Raw genomic sequence first — 15203 nt, 5'->3', positions numbered from 1 at the left:
GAAGCAAAAGTAGATTTCGGGCCTGGCCCGGCATCCGGTAATATTGGCAAGCAAGGCACTGGAATTTCAGCCTGTCAGAGGCTGAAATTGTCGCCCAGATACAGCTTGCGTACTTCGGGATTGCTGACGATATCGTTCGCCCGCCCGTGGGTCAGCACCTCGCCCGCGTGGATGATGTAGGCGCGGTCGATGAGGCCGAGCGTCTCGCGAACATTGTGGTCCGTGATCAGCACGCCGATGCCGCGTGCCGTCAGGTGATGCACGAGGTTCTGAATGTCGGCGACCGAGATCGGGTCGACGCCCGCGAAGGGTTCGTCGAGGAGCATGAAAGTCGGGTCGGTCGCCAGCGCACGGGCGATTTCGAGGCGCCGCCGCTCGCCGCCCGAGAGCGCGATCGCCGGCACGGTGCGCAGATTGCGAATGTGGAATTCCTCCAGCAATTCGTCGATCTTGCGCTCCCGCTTGGTCTTGTCCTTTTCATGGACTTCGAGCACGGCGCGGATGTTTTCCTCCACCGTCAGGCCGCGGAAGATCGAGGCTTCCTGCGGCAGATAGCCGACGCCGAGCCGCGCGCGGCGGTACATCGGCATCGTCGTGACATTGTTGCCGTCGATCTCGATCGTGCCTTCATCGACGGGCACCAGCCCGGTGATCATGTAGAAACAGGTTGTCTTGCCCGCGCCGTTCGGCCCGAGCAAGCCCACCGCTTCGCCGCGCCGCACCACCAGCGAAACGCCGTTGACGACGCGCCGCCTGCCGTAGGTCTTGGTGAGACCGCGCGCGATCAGGGTGCCCTTATAGCGTGTCTTATCCGTGGCCGGTGCGCCCGATGCCGTGGAAGACGGCCCGGGCATGCCGGGCAAAGTGGAGGTGGTCGATGTCGTCACGAGGGGGCCGGTATCAATTCTTCTTTTGTTGTTGTTGCTGCACTTGCTGCGACTTCGGATCGAGCTGGATCTGGACGCGACCGCCACAGGAGTCCAGCTGCGCTTCGCCCGTTGCCATGTGCACGGTGAGCTGGCAGCCCGTGAAGACGTTCGGTCCATCGGTCAGAACGACCTTCTTGCCCTTGAGGATCGCAAGCTGGTTGGCCATGTCGAAGGAGCCGTCCTCGGCTGTCGCCGTCTGTGTGCCGGACACCAGATAAACCTTGTCGGTGACCAGAATGTGGTCGATGTTGGCATCGCCCGACACCAGCGACTGGTTCTGCTCCTTGGCGGCCTTGGCGACCGGATTGTCGGCCTGCTTTGCGTCGGCTGGCTGCTTCTTCTTATAGAAGACAGTCATCTTTCCCGCCTGCATCGTCGTGGTCCCCTGGACCACCTTGACGTTGCCGGTGAACACGGCCTGGCTTTCCTGATCGTGGATTTCGAGCTTGTCGCTTTCGATCTGGATCGGCTGATCGCTGGACAGGGCAAGGCCAGGCATGGAGCTGGTCGTCGATTGCGCGCCTGCTTCCGCTGCCGCGAAGAAGGCGAGTGCGCTGAAAGCACAGAGAAGGCCGGCCTTGCGCGCGCCGGAGTGGAAAATTGAATTTGACCAATACTTTATCATGAACCGCCCGGCTTTTGTTGGCTAGCTGAATTATGGATTGCGGAAGGCTCGATATGCATCCGCACCTCCCCGTCGAATTCGATTACGCTCCCCTTATCCGTCATCTTGAGTGAACGCGCAACAACCGACATGCCGCCTCGATAGATTGCAACCTGATCCTGGCTGGAAAGGTCGCCCTTCTTCACGTCGAGGAAGGCGGTCTTGAACTCGGCGCGCAGGCCGTTGTCCATCTGGATGGTGAAGGGCTCGGTGAGCTTGAGCGTATCGGCCTGGCGATCGAAATCCGCGCTCTGGGCCGTTACGTGGGCGATCACGTCGGTATTCACAGGCATGGATGCCTTGATGGTCTTGAGCGTGATCATGTTCGGATTCTTGATGTCCTGCAGCGCCTTTTCGGCGAGAAGGGAGTAATTGATGCCTTCCTTGTTGCGGCCGGCAATGGCAGGGCGCTCCATGACCACCTTGCCGTCCTCGATCTTGGCGCCCTCGATCTGTATTTCCTCGGGCAGATAGGCACGCACGACCGAGACAGCGATAAAGATGAGCGAGACGATGAAGGCGGCAAGCGGCAGCAACACCTTCAGCCGCTTCACGCGGGCTGAATGAAAGGTCGCTTCTTTGTATATATTCCGTTCCGGCACCGAGCGGATTGCCTCGCCGGGAGTCTCGATCGTATTCAGCATGCAACAGGTCCGTCTTTCATGGATCCGGAGAACCGCATTCACGCTATGCGAGGCTGTGCCAAAAAGCCTGTCGGATCGTTTCGCATTATTGCACTGGCTTGCCAATATGGATTTTTTTCTGCGGCTCAGGAATTTTGGCAGAAAAATATGGCATAAGCCGGTTTCATCGGGACTGGCGATGTCCTATCTGATGAACCGGCAGCGCGGTGTCACGCCGAGGACATCGAAAACGGGAAGAGCTTTTCTCTATGATTTGTGCCAGTTTCAAGATGTCATCTTCCGATTTGTTGCGCATTCGGTTTGTTGCAGGGAGAAATAAGGCGTGATGGACAGTTCTGCAATCGCGGACCGGCGACAAATGCGCCGAAAGCTTGGTTTCTGGCGTATTGTTGCCGTTTTGCTCCTTGTGGCGCTCGGTTTTGCGCTCTACCGCTTCATCGCGGCCGACCTGCCGGATGCGCGAGGTCCGCAAATTGCGCGCGTCACGATTTCCGGACTCATCCAGGACGATCCGGAACTTCTGGAGCGGTTGAAGAAGATCCGCGACAATGACCAGGTCAAGGCATTGATCGTTTCCATCTCGTCGACGGGCGGGACTACTTATGGTGGCGAGCGCATCTTCAAGGCGATCCGAGCCGTCGCGGCCAAGAAGCCCGTGGTATCGGACATCCGCACCGTCGCTGCCTCGGCCGGCTACATGATCGCCGCGGCCGGCGACAATATCGTTGCGGGCGATACCTCCATCACGGGGTCGATCGGCGTCATCTTCCAGTATCCGCAGGTCAAGGATCTGCTCGACAAGGTCGGCGTTTCGCTCGACGAGATCAAATCGGCGCCGCTGAAGGCCGAACCCTCGCCCTTTCATCCGGCGAGCGAAGACGCCAAGAACATGATCCGCAATATGGTCATGGACAGCTATGCCTGGTTCGTCGATCTGGTGGCGGATCGCCGCAGGCTGCCGCGCGACGAGGTGTTGAAGCTCGCCGACGGCAGCATCTTCACCGGCCGTCAGGCGCTCCAGAACAAGCTGATCGATACGCTTGGCGGCGAGGATGAAATTCTCGCCTATCTCGAAACGCGCAAGGTCAAGAAGGATCTGCCGATCGTCGACTGGAAGCCGCAGGACAAAACCTCATCCTTCTTTTGGCCGGGTGCTGCTTCCTGGTTGCTAAATCGTTTCGGTTATGATGATTTTATAAAAGGAGCGAGTCTCCAGAAAATCATGACCGATAAGTTGTTTCTTGACGGCCTGCTTTCTGTTTGGCAGGGTGCAGCCAATTGATAAATCAATGATTTAAGGGGATAGCCGTGATCAAGTCGGAATTGGTGCAGATTGTCGCCGCCCGCAACCCGCATCTCTATCACCGTGACGTCGAAAATATCGTCAACGCTGTCCTCGATGAGATCACCGATGCGCTTGCCGCCGGAAACCGGGTTGAACTTCGCGGCTTCGGCGCGTTCTCCGTCAAGAACCGGCCTTCGCGCTCCGGTCGCAATCCGCGCACCGGCGATACGGTCTTCGTCGAGGAAAAGTGGGTGCCCTTCTTCAAGACGGGCAAGGAGCTTCGCGAGCGCCTGAATCCGGGCGCAGGCGACGAGGAAGACGACAACTGATCAGCCTGATCGAGCCGTCCTTTTTCCGAAAATGCCGCGACGGGATGCCGTCGGACGTGATTGTGCCGCGACGCGGTGGCACTTGAATTCAGCCGCCTCTTTTCTATTCTGCGGCTGAAGGCGGCTTGGGTGCGAAGACGCATGTCCGCGAATGAAGGAGCTGCGCAATGGCCAAGAAGATCGTCAATCTGCTGATATTGCTGCCGATCGGCATCATCCTGATCATATTCTGCGTTGCCAACAGGCAATCCGTCACGCTGGCCCTCAATCCGTTCCGGCCGGACGACCAGGTGCTGTCGCTGCATGCGCCTCTGTTCGTGCTGCTGTTCGTGGCGCTCATCCTCGGCATGCTGGTGGGCGCTGCCGTCACATGGTTCAATCAGGGAAAGCATCGCAAGCGCGCCCGCAGCCAGTCGCTGGAGGCGGTTCGCTGGCAGGCCGAGGCGGACAAACACCGCACGCGCGCCGAACAGATTGCCGGACAGCTTCCGTCACGATGAGCGCTGGGCGTTGAGCAGCATTTCCTTGTAGTCGCCCTCGGGCGAGGCGCCGTCGCCGATCACCTCGAAGCCAAGCGTTCGATAGAACGCCATGGCGCGCGTGTTCTTGACCAGGCATTTCAGCCGGTAGCGGCGCGTTGGCCAACCCGGCAGGGCGGCAAGCAGGGCTTTGCCGGCACCGCGCGCCTGGAAGGCTGGCAGGATATAGAGCATATGGATGAAGTCGTCCGGCTCCCAGATCGCCGCGAAACCCGCAACCGCGCCATGCCCGTTTTCGCAAACGAACAGACGTTCGCCATTGGTGTGAACCTCGAAGTCTTCAAAGCTGAAGCGGCTGGGATCGACCCATAGGAATGTCTCTCGGCGGACACGGAGATAGATCTCCGCAAGATTGTGTCTGTCCTGCTCGCGCGCCGGCCGGATGGCCCAGGTCTCGGATTTCGTTATCATGACCAATTATATGGGTGCCGACATGTCCGCGGCAATCAGGCGCTGGCCTGACCGTTTATAGCGGCGGTGAAATCGGCAAAAAACTGTTGCGCGAGCTTCTTGGCGCTGGAATCGACCAGCCGTGAACCGAGCTGTGCGATCTTGCCGCCCACTTGCGCCTTGGCTTCGTATTGCAGGATCGTCTCGTTGCCGTCTTCCTTCAGCACGACGTCGGCGCCGCCCTTGGCAAAGCCGGCGATGCCGCCTTTTCCCTCGCCGGAGATCGTATAGCTTTCCGGCGCGTTGATGTTGGAAAGCGTGACCTCGCCGTTGAAGGAGGCCGAGACCGGCCCGATCTTCAGCTTCACCGTCGCGGTCAGCTCCGTCGGGGATACTCTCTCCAGGCTTTGACAGCCGGGGATGCATTGCTTGAGGATTTCAGGATTGTTCAGCGCAGCCCACACTGCGTCCCTGGGTGCCGCGATCCGCTCTTCGCCGGTCATGTCCATGCGCAATCCTCCCAATGTGACATTTTGTGCATGGATCATCGCAGATCGGAAAGCGCTTTGCCAAGTGGCGGCCAGATGCTATTTGCACGCACATATCAATTTCGAGACAAGCATGGTGAAACATAGGGAAAGCCGGCCCGGCCAGAAAACCGCGGGCGGTCTCGGGGCAAAACCCCGGCGTGACATGCCCGGCAAGCCGCCGGCAAAGCCCGCGCATGCCGCAAGGCCAGCCAAGCCTTCGCGCGATCAAAGCGAGCGCGTTGCCGAGCCGCGTGCGTCTGCGCCTGCCGCACCCGAGCGCTCGCTGACCGTGCGCAGCGGCGAGCGGCCGACTGAGCGCGTACCGGTCATCCTCGAGTCGCTGGGCGCCGGGGACTTTCACCTGATCGATAGCGGCAACGGGCTGAAGCTCGAGCAGTATGGACCCTATCGCATCGTCCGGCCGGAAGCGCAGGCGCTGTGGCCGCCGACGCTGCCCTCGCATGTCTGGGACAACGCCGAAGCGATCTTCACCGGCGATACGGACGAGGATGGCATGGGCCGCTGGCGCTTTCCGCGCGAAGCGCTCGGTGAGACCTGGCCGCTGCAATTGCTCGGCGTCGATTTCCTTGGCCGCTTCACCGCGTTCCGTCATGTCGGCGTCTTCCCCGAGCAGATCGTGCATTGGGCATGGATGAAGGAGCAGGTCGAGGCGGCGAAACGCCCGCTGAAGGTCCTGAACCTCTTCGGCTATACCGGCGTCGCTTCGCTGGTGGCCGCCGCAGCCGGCGCGGAAGTGACCCATGTCGACGCCTCCAAGAAGGCGATCGGCTGGGCGCGCGAAAACCAGGCCCTGGGTCGCATGGAAAAGCTGCCGATCCGCTGGATCTGCGAGGATGCGATGAAGTTCATCCTGCGCGAGGAACGACGCGGCAGCAAATACGATATTATCCTGACCGATCCGCCGAAGTTCGGCCGCGGCCCGAACGGCGAGGTCTGGCATCTGTTCGAACACCTGCCGCTGATGCTCGACATCTGCCGCGAGATCCTGTCGCCCAAGGCGCTGGGCCTCGTGCTGACGGCCTATTCGATCCGCGCCAGCTTCTATTCGATCCATGAGCTGATGCGCGAGACCATGCGCGGTGCCGGCGGCGTCGTCGAATCCGGCGAACTGGTTATCCGCGAAGCCGGCCTCGACGGCCGCACGCCGGGCAGGGCGCTTTCCACCTCTCTCTTCAGCCGCTGGGTGCCGCAATGAACCAGGATTTCCGTAACGACGGCCCGCGCAGGGTCGGACAGGTCAAGGAGGTCACCTCGCTTGCCAATCCGATTGTCAAGGACATCAAGGCGCTGACGGTCAAGAAGTCCCGCGAGGAAAGCGGCGCTTTCCTGGCCGAAGGGCTGAAGCTGGTCATCGACGCGCTGGAGCTCGGCTGGACGATCCGCACGCTGGTCTATGCCAAGGCCGCAAAGGGCAAGCCCCTGGTCGAGCAGGTCGCCGCGAAAACGGTCGCCGCCGGGGGGCTGGTGCTGGAGGTCAGCGAAAAGGTGATCGGCTCGATTACCCGCCGCGACAATCCGCAGATGGTGGTCGGCGTCTTCGAACAGCGCTGGCGGCCGCTTAGGGATGTCAAGCCGAAGGCGGGCGAGACCTGGGTGGCGCTCGACCGCGTGCGCGATCCCGGCAATCTCGGCACCATCATCCGCACCGCCGATGCGGCGGGTGCTTCCGGCGTCATCCTCGTCGGTGAGACGACCGATCCGTTTTCGCTGGAAACCGTGCGCGCCACCATGGGTTCGGTCTTCGCAGTGCCTGTCGTCAAGGCGACGCAGGAGGAGTTTGTCGGCTGGAAGAAGTCGGCGGGTGTCAGCGTCGTCGCCACCCACCTCGCCGGCGCCGTCGACTACCGCACCATCGACTACAAGAAGAAGCCTGTCGTGCTGCTGATGGGCAACGAGCAGTCCGGCCTGCCGGATGCCCTGGCGAAAGAGGCCGATGCGCTTGCCCGCATTCCGCAGGCCGGCCGCGCCGATAGCCTCAATCTGGCGGTGGCGACGGCAGTCATGCTGTTCGAGGCCCGCCGCCATATCCTGACACTTACCTAGCGAGACCCGATGACCGAAAGCGAGACCCACGGCCAGCCGACTGCAAAGCCGGCCCTGTTTTCACGGCCCCTGCCGATCCTGATCTTCATCGTGGTCGCCGTCATTCTCGACCAGGCCATCAAGATCATGGTGGATCGCTGGCTGCCGCTGCAGGAAATGGTGCCGGTCGTTCCGATGCTGGCGCTCTATCGCACTTATAATCTCGGCGTGGCGTTCTCGATGCTGTCCGGAATGGACGGCTGGTTCATCGTCGGCATGCGGCTCATCATCGTCGCTTTCGTGCTGTGGCTGTGGCGACGCACGCCCGGTCACCGCTGGCTTGCGCATACGGGCTTTGCCCTGATCATTGCCGGCGCGCTCGGCAACTTGCTCGACCGCTTTCTCTATGGGCATGTGATCGACTATGTCCTCTTCCACACGCAGACGTGGTCGTTTGCGGTGTTCAACCTTGCCGACAGCTTTATCACCATCGGGGCGGGCTGCGTCATTCTCGACGAGCTTCTGATGCCGAAAAAGGCAAAAGCTTAAAATTCTAGCGAATCCCTGAAGGCATCGGGAAGGTTGTGCATGATAGCCAGAGTCCATGAGCACTCTGGCAGACCTGCAGGAAAAGCTTGCCGCGGCGGCGGCTCGCAGCCAAACGGAACCGATCGAGGCACCGGCCGAAAACGAGTCGGCGCTCGCAAAGCCGATCGAGCCTTCTCACGATGCAGCCGGACAGGAGATTTCATCGGGTCCGTCACGGTGGTTGCAGAACTACTGGCTGGCTGGCGGCGGCCTGGTGGCGGGTGCTGTCCTTCTTGCGCTCGGCTATGCCGGGGGGGCGCTGACGCTGGCGGCCGCACTGGGCTTCCTGGCTGTCGCATTCGCCGCTACCGCCATCTTCAGGTTCCGGAGAGCGACACGCGAGCCCTCCATCGCCGTCACGGATTTCAGCGAGAGCGAGCACGATCGTCTTTGGGAGCACAGGGAAAGCGCCGGCCTGTTTGCCACCGTCCATGATGCGCTGGGCGACATTGCCGTCACGCGCAGCATCGACCGCCGGATTCTGCACGCCAATGCCACGTTTCGCAAGTTGACCGGCAAGGCGCATCCGGAAGGCCTGACGCTGGAAGAGGCCGGCCTCGTGTTTCGCACCGTGACCGATGCCAAGCATCAGGATGCCGAAATCGCCACGCCCGAGGGGCGACACATCTTTGCCTGGCATGATGTCATGTTCCGCGATCCGGCGACCGGGCAATTGTGCATACAGAGCGTCGCGCGCGACGTGACGGAGGAGCGGCAAGCTGCCCGCCAGCGCGAAGATGCGCGGCTGAAGGCCGAATACAACAGCGCCGCCAAGTCGCGGCTGCTCGCCACCGTCAGCCATGAGATCCGCACGCCGCTGTCGGGCATTCTCGGCATGAACCATCTGCTCGCCCAGACGCCGTTGACGCTGGAGCAGGCAAATTACCTGACCGGCATTCGCCAGTCGGGTCATGCGCTGGTGCAGCTGGTCGAAGACCTGCTCGATTTCTCCACGATCGAAGTGAGCCGCTTTCAGTTGCATCCGCGCAAGGAGGCCTTGCGTCCCCTTCTGGAAGGCGTCATCGAGATGCTTGCCCATCGCGCCCATGAAAAGGGCATCGAAATCGCCGCGAGCGTTGCGGCCGATGTTCCCGAGACGATGGAGTTCGATCCCGCCCGCCTGCGCCAGATCCTGTTCAATGTCATCGGCAACGCCGTGAAATTCACCCAGACCGGCGGCGTTCTCGTCCGCGTCGAGCTCCGGGCGCGGGATTTGACGATATCCGTGCAGGATAGCGGCCCCGGCATGACGGAAGAAGAACAGGCTCGTGTTTTCGGCGAGTTCGAACAGGCTGGCACCGTCGTCGAAAGAAGCGCCGGCACCGGACTTGGCCTTGCCATTTCCGCCCGCATCCTGCGCGAATTTGGGGGCAGGCTCAGCGTCGCCAGCGAGCGCGGCAGAGGCAGCGAGTTCATCATTTCCTTTCCGGTCGGCCTCGTCGCCGAGGATGGATACGACCGGCGCGATACCGTGCTCAAGGGATCGCGCGTCCTGCTGCTGGCTCCCGAAGGCGCGGCGAGCACCGCCATCATGCGAACCATCCAGACCCTCGGCGGTCATTGCAAGCTGATCGGCGCCCGCGACATGGACGACCTGCTGCGGTCCTTCCCGATGGGCGAGGAGGGGATCTGGACGGATCTCATCGTCGATCATCGCATGGCGCCCTGGTACTTCCGCGAGGGGAGCGCGCTTGCCGTGCCGATGCTGCGCAAGATCTTCCTGGTCAATCCCGAGGAACGCAACACCCATCCGCTCGATCTCTTCGACGCCTGGCTCATCCGGCCGCTGCGCGAACAGTCGCTGATCGATGTGCTGAGCGGCCGCATGCGCGGCATGGAAAAACGCGACGCCTTGATCGAGGCGGTCTCCGAGATCGGCATAACGACGCCGGAGGCCGAAGACCGCGCGCTGGACATCCTGCTTGGCGAGGATGATCCGGTCAACGCGATGCTGGTTCGGGCCATGCTCTCCAAGGCAGGCCACCGTGTTCGCCTCGTCGAGGACTTCGACGCCCTGCGCGCCCGGGCTGAAAATGCCGAAGCGCGGCCCGAAGTGCTGGTGACCGATTTCAACATGCCCGGCGGCACGGGTGCGGCCGTGCTCGCGGAATTGCGGGCCCACGAGCGCCGGCACGGCTTGCCGACGCTTCCGATCGTCGTGCTCACGGCGGATAGCCGCGACGCGATCCGCCGTCAGGCGCTGCTGGCCGGCGCCGATGCCGTCATCGTCAAGCCGGTCGACCCTGAAAGACTGGCGGCGACGCTGCAGAGCCTGTCCAGATCGGTTTTCGAACGCGCCTAGGGCTTTTCCATCTTCCGGCGAAGTTAACGGAAGCCGGCTCATCAATGCCCGATGGCGGCCGGCGTTCGAATTCAACCTGCGGCAATTGCCGTCGCTAAATTGGGGACGGTGCGCCCATTGCAAATTTTGCAATGGGCACGCTTCTTGCTTTTAGCCAGGCTGCGTGTCACTTTCCTGTCGCATGAATTTGGTTTATGGCGCTATATCGGCCCGCAGGGGGAGAATCGCCATGTCCATCGAAATCTTGAATCGCGAAGCTCAGGGCGAAATGGTTCAGTCTTCAAAGGCAACGGTTGAGCCGGTTGCCAGCGATGTGCTTGGACGCATCGGAAATCTAGAAACGCGCCTTGCCCGCACAGCGCGCGAGATCGATGCGGCTCAGGCCGTACGCTACCGTGTTTTCGTCGAGGAGATGAACGCGCAATTGCCGGCTGACGCCATGCGCCGCCAGCGCGATGTCGACAGCTGGGACGCTATTTGCGACCACCTTCTGGTGCTGGACCGTTCGCTCGAGGGTGATCCGGAAGATCAGATCGTCGGCACCTACCGTCTGCTGCGCCAGGAAGTCGCGATGGCCAATGGCGGCTTCTACTCCTCGTCGGAGTTCGACGTCGACGCTCTGCTCGCCCGCCATCCCGACAAGCGTTTCATGGAGCTTGGGCGTTCCTGCGTCCTGCCCGACTACCGCAACAAGCGCACCGTGGAACTGCTGTGGCAAGGCAATTGGGCCTATGCACTGAAGCATGGCATGGGCGCAATGTTCGGTTGCGCATCCTTCCCTGGCATCTTGCCGGAGCAGCACGCGTTGGCCCTGTCCTTCCTCTACCACAATGTCGTTGCCAAGGACGAATGGGCCGTGAGCGCGTTGCCGTCGCTTGCCCGCAACATGGACCTGATGCCGGTCGAGGCCGTCAATCCGAAGAAAGCGCTGATGGCGCTGCCGCCGCTGATCAAGGGCTATCTGCGCCTCGGTGCCATGGTCGGCTCGACCGCGGTCGTCGATCATGCCTTCAACACGACCGATGTGCTGATCGTTTTGCCGATCGCCAGCATCTCCAACCGTTATGTGAACTATTACGGCGCGGATGCCGGTCGTTTCGCCAGCTGACGGGTATCAGGGGATCGCAAAAATATCGATCGCATCGGTGATGCCTCGAAGCGCGACGTGATGGGATTGCGGCGTGAGGCCGCGCCTTGTCATCAATTCGACCGCGCGAGGGTTGTCGAGCACCGAGCTGGTCGCGAATATTTCGCGTGAGATGGCGAGATGCTGGACGCGGGACGCGATGTTGACCGTTTGCCCGAAATAGTCCTGCCTTTCATTCAGGCTCACGGCGATGCATGGCCCTTCGTGAATGCCGATTTTCAGCAGAAGATCGTCGCTGCCGCGCTCCTTGTTGAGGCTGAGCATGGCCTCGCGCATCCTCATCGCCGCGATGAGCGCCCGGTCCGGTGTCGGAAAGGTGGCCATGACGGCATCGCCGATGGTCTTGATGACCGCACCTGCTTCTGCCGCCACGATCTCGTGCAGGATACCGAAATGGGTCTTGACCAGATCGAAGGCCGCGAGATCGCCGACCCTTTCATAGAGCTCCGTCGAACCGCGCAGATCGGTGAAGAGAAAGGTGAGGCTGGTGATCTTGAGCCGCTGGTCGACGTCGATGGTGTCCGTGCGATGGATGTCCCGGAATGTCTGGTTGGAGAGCAGGCGCTTGGCGGTCAGGAACGGCCGGCGTTGACCGAGCAGGCTGTGAAGAGCGTCGTTGGCGACGCAGATCGAAGGCAGCACGCGAAGGTCCGTGTGGTTCTCCATCATGACGCGCAGGGGGCCGGGTCGCAGTTCGATGGCCTCGCTGTGCCGGTGCATGCGGTCGAAAACGAGCGACAGAGTTTGCCGCTCTTTCGATGGCTCTCCCTTGATATCGAGGAACTGCGCGGCATGGGTCACGGGCTCGAAGATGATGGTAAACTCCGCCGGCAACTGAAGCGATATGACAGCCTTCTCGCCGGGCGGCAGCTCCAGGGATTCCAGCACGAATTGATCGACTTTTTCCTCGTAGCCTTCCTCCGGAAGGTCGATTCCCGAGCCCCAATAGATCTGCCGGAAATATTCGAGCGGCGGCAGCTCATGCGGATTATGCGCTTCGATGTGGCGCACACGGGGACTGACGGTAAAGGTGACTTCGACCATCTCGTCGAGCGTCGGCTCGTAGCCGGCTGCGCAAAGCGTGCAGTTATAGGTTTCACTCTGGACTGTTTTCAGTGAGGTATTGGCATCCAGCACCCCGCCGCAGCCGGGGCAAAGGACATTCCATGACATTTCAAACAGGCCGAGGCGCGAGGCGTGCAGGAAAGCATTGATGGCTTGCTCCTCATCGAAGCCGTGCTTCGCAGCGAAGGCGAGCACATTGATGCGGTTAAGCGCGCGGTCGGGTGCCTCAAGGACCAGCCGCTCGATCGCATCGACGATTTCCTGCCGCGCTGAATGGCGCAGCACTCCGAATAGGGACTGAGCTTCACTCATGTCCCTATTCTACACCCATTTCATAGGGCAGCTATCATCTTTGTTCGGCCAACGGCATGGCTGACAAAAACTAGGCGCCGGCTCCGTAGGCTGCGATGGCGGCCATGTTGACGATGTCGGAATCCTTGGCGCCCATCGAGGTGATCTGCACCGGCTTGTCGAGCCCGACGAGCAACGGCCCGATCACGGTGGAGCCGCCGAGTTCCTGCAGCATCTTGGTGGAGATCGCCGCCGAGTGGAATGCCGGCATGACGAGCACATTCGCCGGTCCGGAAAGCCGCGAGAAGGGATAGAGACTTTCCATGGTCTTGCGGTTCAGCGCGACGTCGGCCGACATTTCGCCGTCGAATTCGAAGTTCACATGGCGCTTGTCGAGAATGCCGACGGCCTCGCGCACCCGCTCCGAGCGCTCGCCCGAGGGGTGGCCGAAGGTGGAATAGGCAAGCATGGCGACGCGCGGCTCATAGCCCATGCGGCGGGCAAAACCGGCTGCTTCCTCGGCGATATCGGCCAGCTCGACGGCGGTCGGCATGTCATGCACCGCGGTATCGGCAACGAAGACGGTGCGGCCGCGGGCCAGCACGATCGATATGCCGATGACGCGGTGCCCCGGCTTGTCGTCGAGACAACGGCGCACGTCCCCGAGCGCCGTCGAATAGTTGCGCGTGACGCCCGTCACCATGCCGTCGGCGTCGCCCAGCGCCACCATGCAGGCGGCGAAGTGATTGCGGTCGTTGTGGATCAGGCGCGTCACGTCGCGGTGCAGGTAGCCCTGGCGCTGCAGCCGGGCGTAGAGATAATCGATATAGGTGTCGCCCCGCTTGGAGATGCGGGCGTTGACGATTTCGAGGCCGGGGCGGTTGAGATCGATGCCGGCGCGCTCGGCGGTGGCCTCGATCAGGTCTTCGCGGCCGAGGAGGATGGCGGTGCCGAGCCCCTGGTTGGCATAGGAGAGGGCGGCGCGCATGACCTGCTCTTCTTCCGCCTCGGCAAAGACGATGCGCTTCTGGTGGCGGCGCACGCGCTCATAGAGCTGCGACAGCGTCGAGGCGATCGGATCGCGCCGGGCGGAAAGCTCGCGGGCATAGGCTTCCATGTCGGGCATGTCGCGGCGAGCGACACCGCTTTCGATCGCCGCCTTGGCGACGGCCACCGGAATGGCCGAAATCAGGCGTGGGTCGAAGGGCACGGGGATGATGTATTGCGCGCCGAAGCGCGGCCTTGCGCCCTGGTAGGCGGCCACGACGTCATCCGGCACGTCTTCGCGTGCAAGGCTTGCCAGCGCGTTGACGGCGGCGATCTTCATCTCGTCGTTGATGGTGGTGGCGCGCACGTCGAGCGCGCCGCGGAAGATGTAGGGGAAGCCAAGGACATTGTTGACCTGGTTCGGATAGTCCGAGCGCCCGGTCGCCATGATGGCGTCGTCGCGGATGCGCGCGACTTCCTCCGGCGTGATTTCAGGGTCGGGATTGGCCATGGCGAAGATGATCGGCTTGTCCGCCATGGAGCGGATCATGTCTTCGGAGAAGGCGCCCTTCTGCGACAGGCCGAGAACCACGTCGGCGCCCTGCATCGCTTCGGCCAGCGTGCGCTTGTCGGTCTTGACGGCATGAGCCGACTTCCACTGGTTCATGCCTTCGCTGCGGCCCTGGTAGATCACGCCCTTCGTGTCGCAAAGGATGATGTTCTCCGGGTTGAAGCCCATCGACTTGATCAGCTCCACGCAGGCGATCGCTGCCGCACCCGCGCCGTTGCAGACGAGCTTGGCGGTCTTGAGGTCCCGGCCCGTCAGCTCGAGGGCGTTGATGAGGCCTGCGGCGGCGATGATGGCGGTGCCGTGCTGGTCGTCATGGAATACGGGAATGTCCATGAGCTCGCGCAGCCGCTGCTCGATGATGAAACAATCAGGAGCCTTGATATCCTCAAGGTTGATGCCGCCGAAGGAGGGGCCGAGGTAACGCACGCAATTGATGAATTCGTCGACGTTCTCGGTGTCGATCTCGAGGTCGATCGAATCGACGTCCGCGAAACGCTTGAAGAGAACCGCCTTGCCTTCCATGACCGGCTTGGAGGCAAGAGCTCCGAGATTGCCCAGGCCGAGAATGGCCGTGCCGTTGGAGATGACGGCGACCATGTTGCCGCGCGAGGTATAGTCGTAGGCGGTGGCCGGATCGGCTGCGATTGCCTTCACGGGAACAGCGACGCCGGGAGAATAAGCAAGGGAAAGATCGCGTTGCGTCGCCATCGGCTTGGTTGGATTGATCTCAAGCTTGCCGGGGCGGCCCTGCTTGTGGAAGTCCAATGCCTCCTGATCGGTAATCCCCGTTCCCGGACGCGACTTACTCTTGCTGTCTGCCATTGTTCCTCCAAACCTCCTGTGGGCGACCGGTCCCTCTTGCCCGATAGCTGTTGTCTTCTATAGCGGTGCGCGGATAG

15 protein-coding genes are annotated in these 15203 nt (G+C 61.8%); 8 read left to right on the top strand and 7 right to left on the bottom strand.

Translation table 11 applies throughout. The features are described from left to right. Positions 1-74: 74 nt before the first annotated feature. From lptB to lptC, 3 genes are read right to left on the bottom strand one after another with little or no spacing between them, the layout of a single operon-like run. A complete protein-coding gene (gene lptB, locus GR212_RS02605) occupies positions 75-854 on the bottom strand; it encodes an LPS export ABC transporter ATP-binding protein (protein ID WP_163985167.1) in 780 nt (259 codons plus the stop codon). A gap of 46 nt (positions 855-900) precedes the next feature. Then, positions 901-1554, bottom strand: a complete 654-nt coding sequence (locus GR212_RS02600) for an LptA/OstA family protein (RefSeq protein WP_163984884.1) — start codon at positions 1552-1554, stop codon at positions 901-903. Further along, a complete protein-coding gene (gene lptC, locus GR212_RS02595; protein WP_163984883.1) occupies positions 1551-2237 on the bottom strand; it encodes an LPS export ABC transporter periplasmic protein LptC in 687 nt (228 codons plus the stop codon). The genes GR212_RS02600 and lptC overlap by 4 nt, the downstream gene beginning before the upstream one ends. Before the next feature lie 325 nt (positions 2238-2562). Between lptC and sppA the strand changes: the two genes are divergently transcribed. The 3 genes from sppA (at position 2563) to GR212_RS02580 (ending at position 4351) form a co-directional block, all read left to right on the top strand. Beyond that, positions 2563-3519, top strand: a complete 957-nt coding sequence (gene sppA, locus GR212_RS02590) for a signal peptide peptidase SppA (protein ID WP_163984882.1) — start codon at positions 2563-2565, stop codon at positions 3517-3519. A 26-nt stretch (positions 3520-3545) separates the two neighbouring features. Further along, complete coding sequence (locus tag GR212_RS02585) at positions 3546-3851, top strand: integration host factor subunit beta (RefSeq protein WP_004120746.1); 306 nt, start codon at positions 3546-3548, stop codon at positions 3849-3851. Positions 3852-4018: 167 nt separating this feature from the next. Continuing rightward, positions 4019-4351, top strand: coding sequence for a LapA family protein (locus GR212_RS02580; RefSeq protein WP_163984881.1), 333 nt, complete (start codon positions 4019-4021; stop codon positions 4349-4351). Here GR212_RS02580 and GR212_RS02575 read toward each other — a convergent pair. After that, positions 4343-4801, bottom strand: coding sequence for a GNAT family N-acetyltransferase (locus GR212_RS02575; protein WP_163984880.1), 459 nt, complete (start codon positions 4799-4801; stop codon positions 4343-4345). The two genes, GR212_RS02580 and GR212_RS02575, sit on opposite strands and share 9 nt — an antisense overlap. 35 nt (positions 4802-4836) lie before the next feature. Continuing rightward, positions 4837-5289, bottom strand: a complete 453-nt coding sequence (locus tag GR212_RS02570; RefSeq protein WP_163984879.1) for an SRPBCC family protein — start codon at positions 5287-5289, stop codon at positions 4837-4839. Between the two features lie 115 nt (positions 5290-5404). On the opposite strand from GR212_RS02570, the gene GR212_RS02565 reads away from it, so the two are divergent. The 5 genes from GR212_RS02565 (at position 5405) to GR212_RS02545 (ending at position 11351) form a co-directional block, all read left to right on the top strand. Next, positions 5405-6526: a class I SAM-dependent methyltransferase gene (locus GR212_RS02565; RefSeq protein ID WP_348643436.1), complete on the top strand. Its 1122-nt coding sequence runs from the start codon at positions 5405-5407 to the stop codon at positions 6524-6526. After that, entirely contained in the window at positions 6523-7374 is an 852-nt protein-coding gene (locus GR212_RS02560) for a TrmH family RNA methyltransferase (protein WP_163984877.1), read from the top strand. Before GR212_RS02565 ends, GR212_RS02560 begins: the two co-directional genes overlap by 4 nt. A 9-nt stretch (positions 7375-7383) precedes the next feature. After that, positions 7384-7902 carry a signal peptidase II gene (gene lspA / locus GR212_RS02555; protein ID WP_163984876.1) on the top strand — a complete coding sequence of 173 codons (519 nt, stop codon included), beginning with the start codon at positions 7384-7386 and terminating at the stop codon, positions 7900-7902. Between the two features lie 55 nt (positions 7903-7957). Next, positions 7958-10243: a hybrid sensor histidine kinase/response regulator gene (locus GR212_RS02550; protein WP_163984875.1), complete on the top strand. Its 2286-nt coding sequence runs from the start codon at positions 7958-7960 to the stop codon at positions 10241-10243. A 229-nt stretch (positions 10244-10472) separates the two neighbouring features. Continuing rightward, the gene (locus GR212_RS02545; protein ID WP_163984874.1) at positions 10473-11351 is read left to right on the top strand and encodes a GNAT family N-acetyltransferase; all 879 of its coding nucleotides are present in this window, start codon (positions 10473-10475) and stop codon (positions 11349-11351) included. Positions 11352-11357: 6 nt separating this feature from the next. On the opposite strand, the gene GR212_RS02540 is transcribed toward GR212_RS02545, so the two are convergent. Both GR212_RS02540 and GR212_RS02535 read right to left on the bottom strand, forming a co-directional pair. Then, a complete protein-coding gene (locus GR212_RS02540; protein ID WP_163984873.1) occupies positions 11358-12767 on the bottom strand; it encodes an adenylate/guanylate cyclase domain-containing protein in 1410 nt (469 codons plus the stop codon). Between the two features lie 70 nt (positions 12768-12837). Next, complete coding sequence (locus GR212_RS02535) at positions 12838-15126, bottom strand: NADP-dependent malic enzyme (protein WP_163984872.1); 2289 nt, start codon at positions 15124-15126, stop codon at positions 12838-12840. Between the last annotated feature and the right edge of the window lie 77 nt (positions 15127-15203).

The sequence above is a fragment of the Martinezella lusitana genome, assembly GCF_010668395.1.
In the GTDB taxonomy this organism is placed as follows: Bacteria; Pseudomonadota; Alphaproteobacteria; order Rhizobiales; family Rhizobiaceae; genus Rhizobium; species Rhizobium lusitanum_A.
The sequence above is the reverse complement of the archived record's forward strand: the minus strand, read 5'-3'. Positions and strand labels throughout refer to the sequence as shown.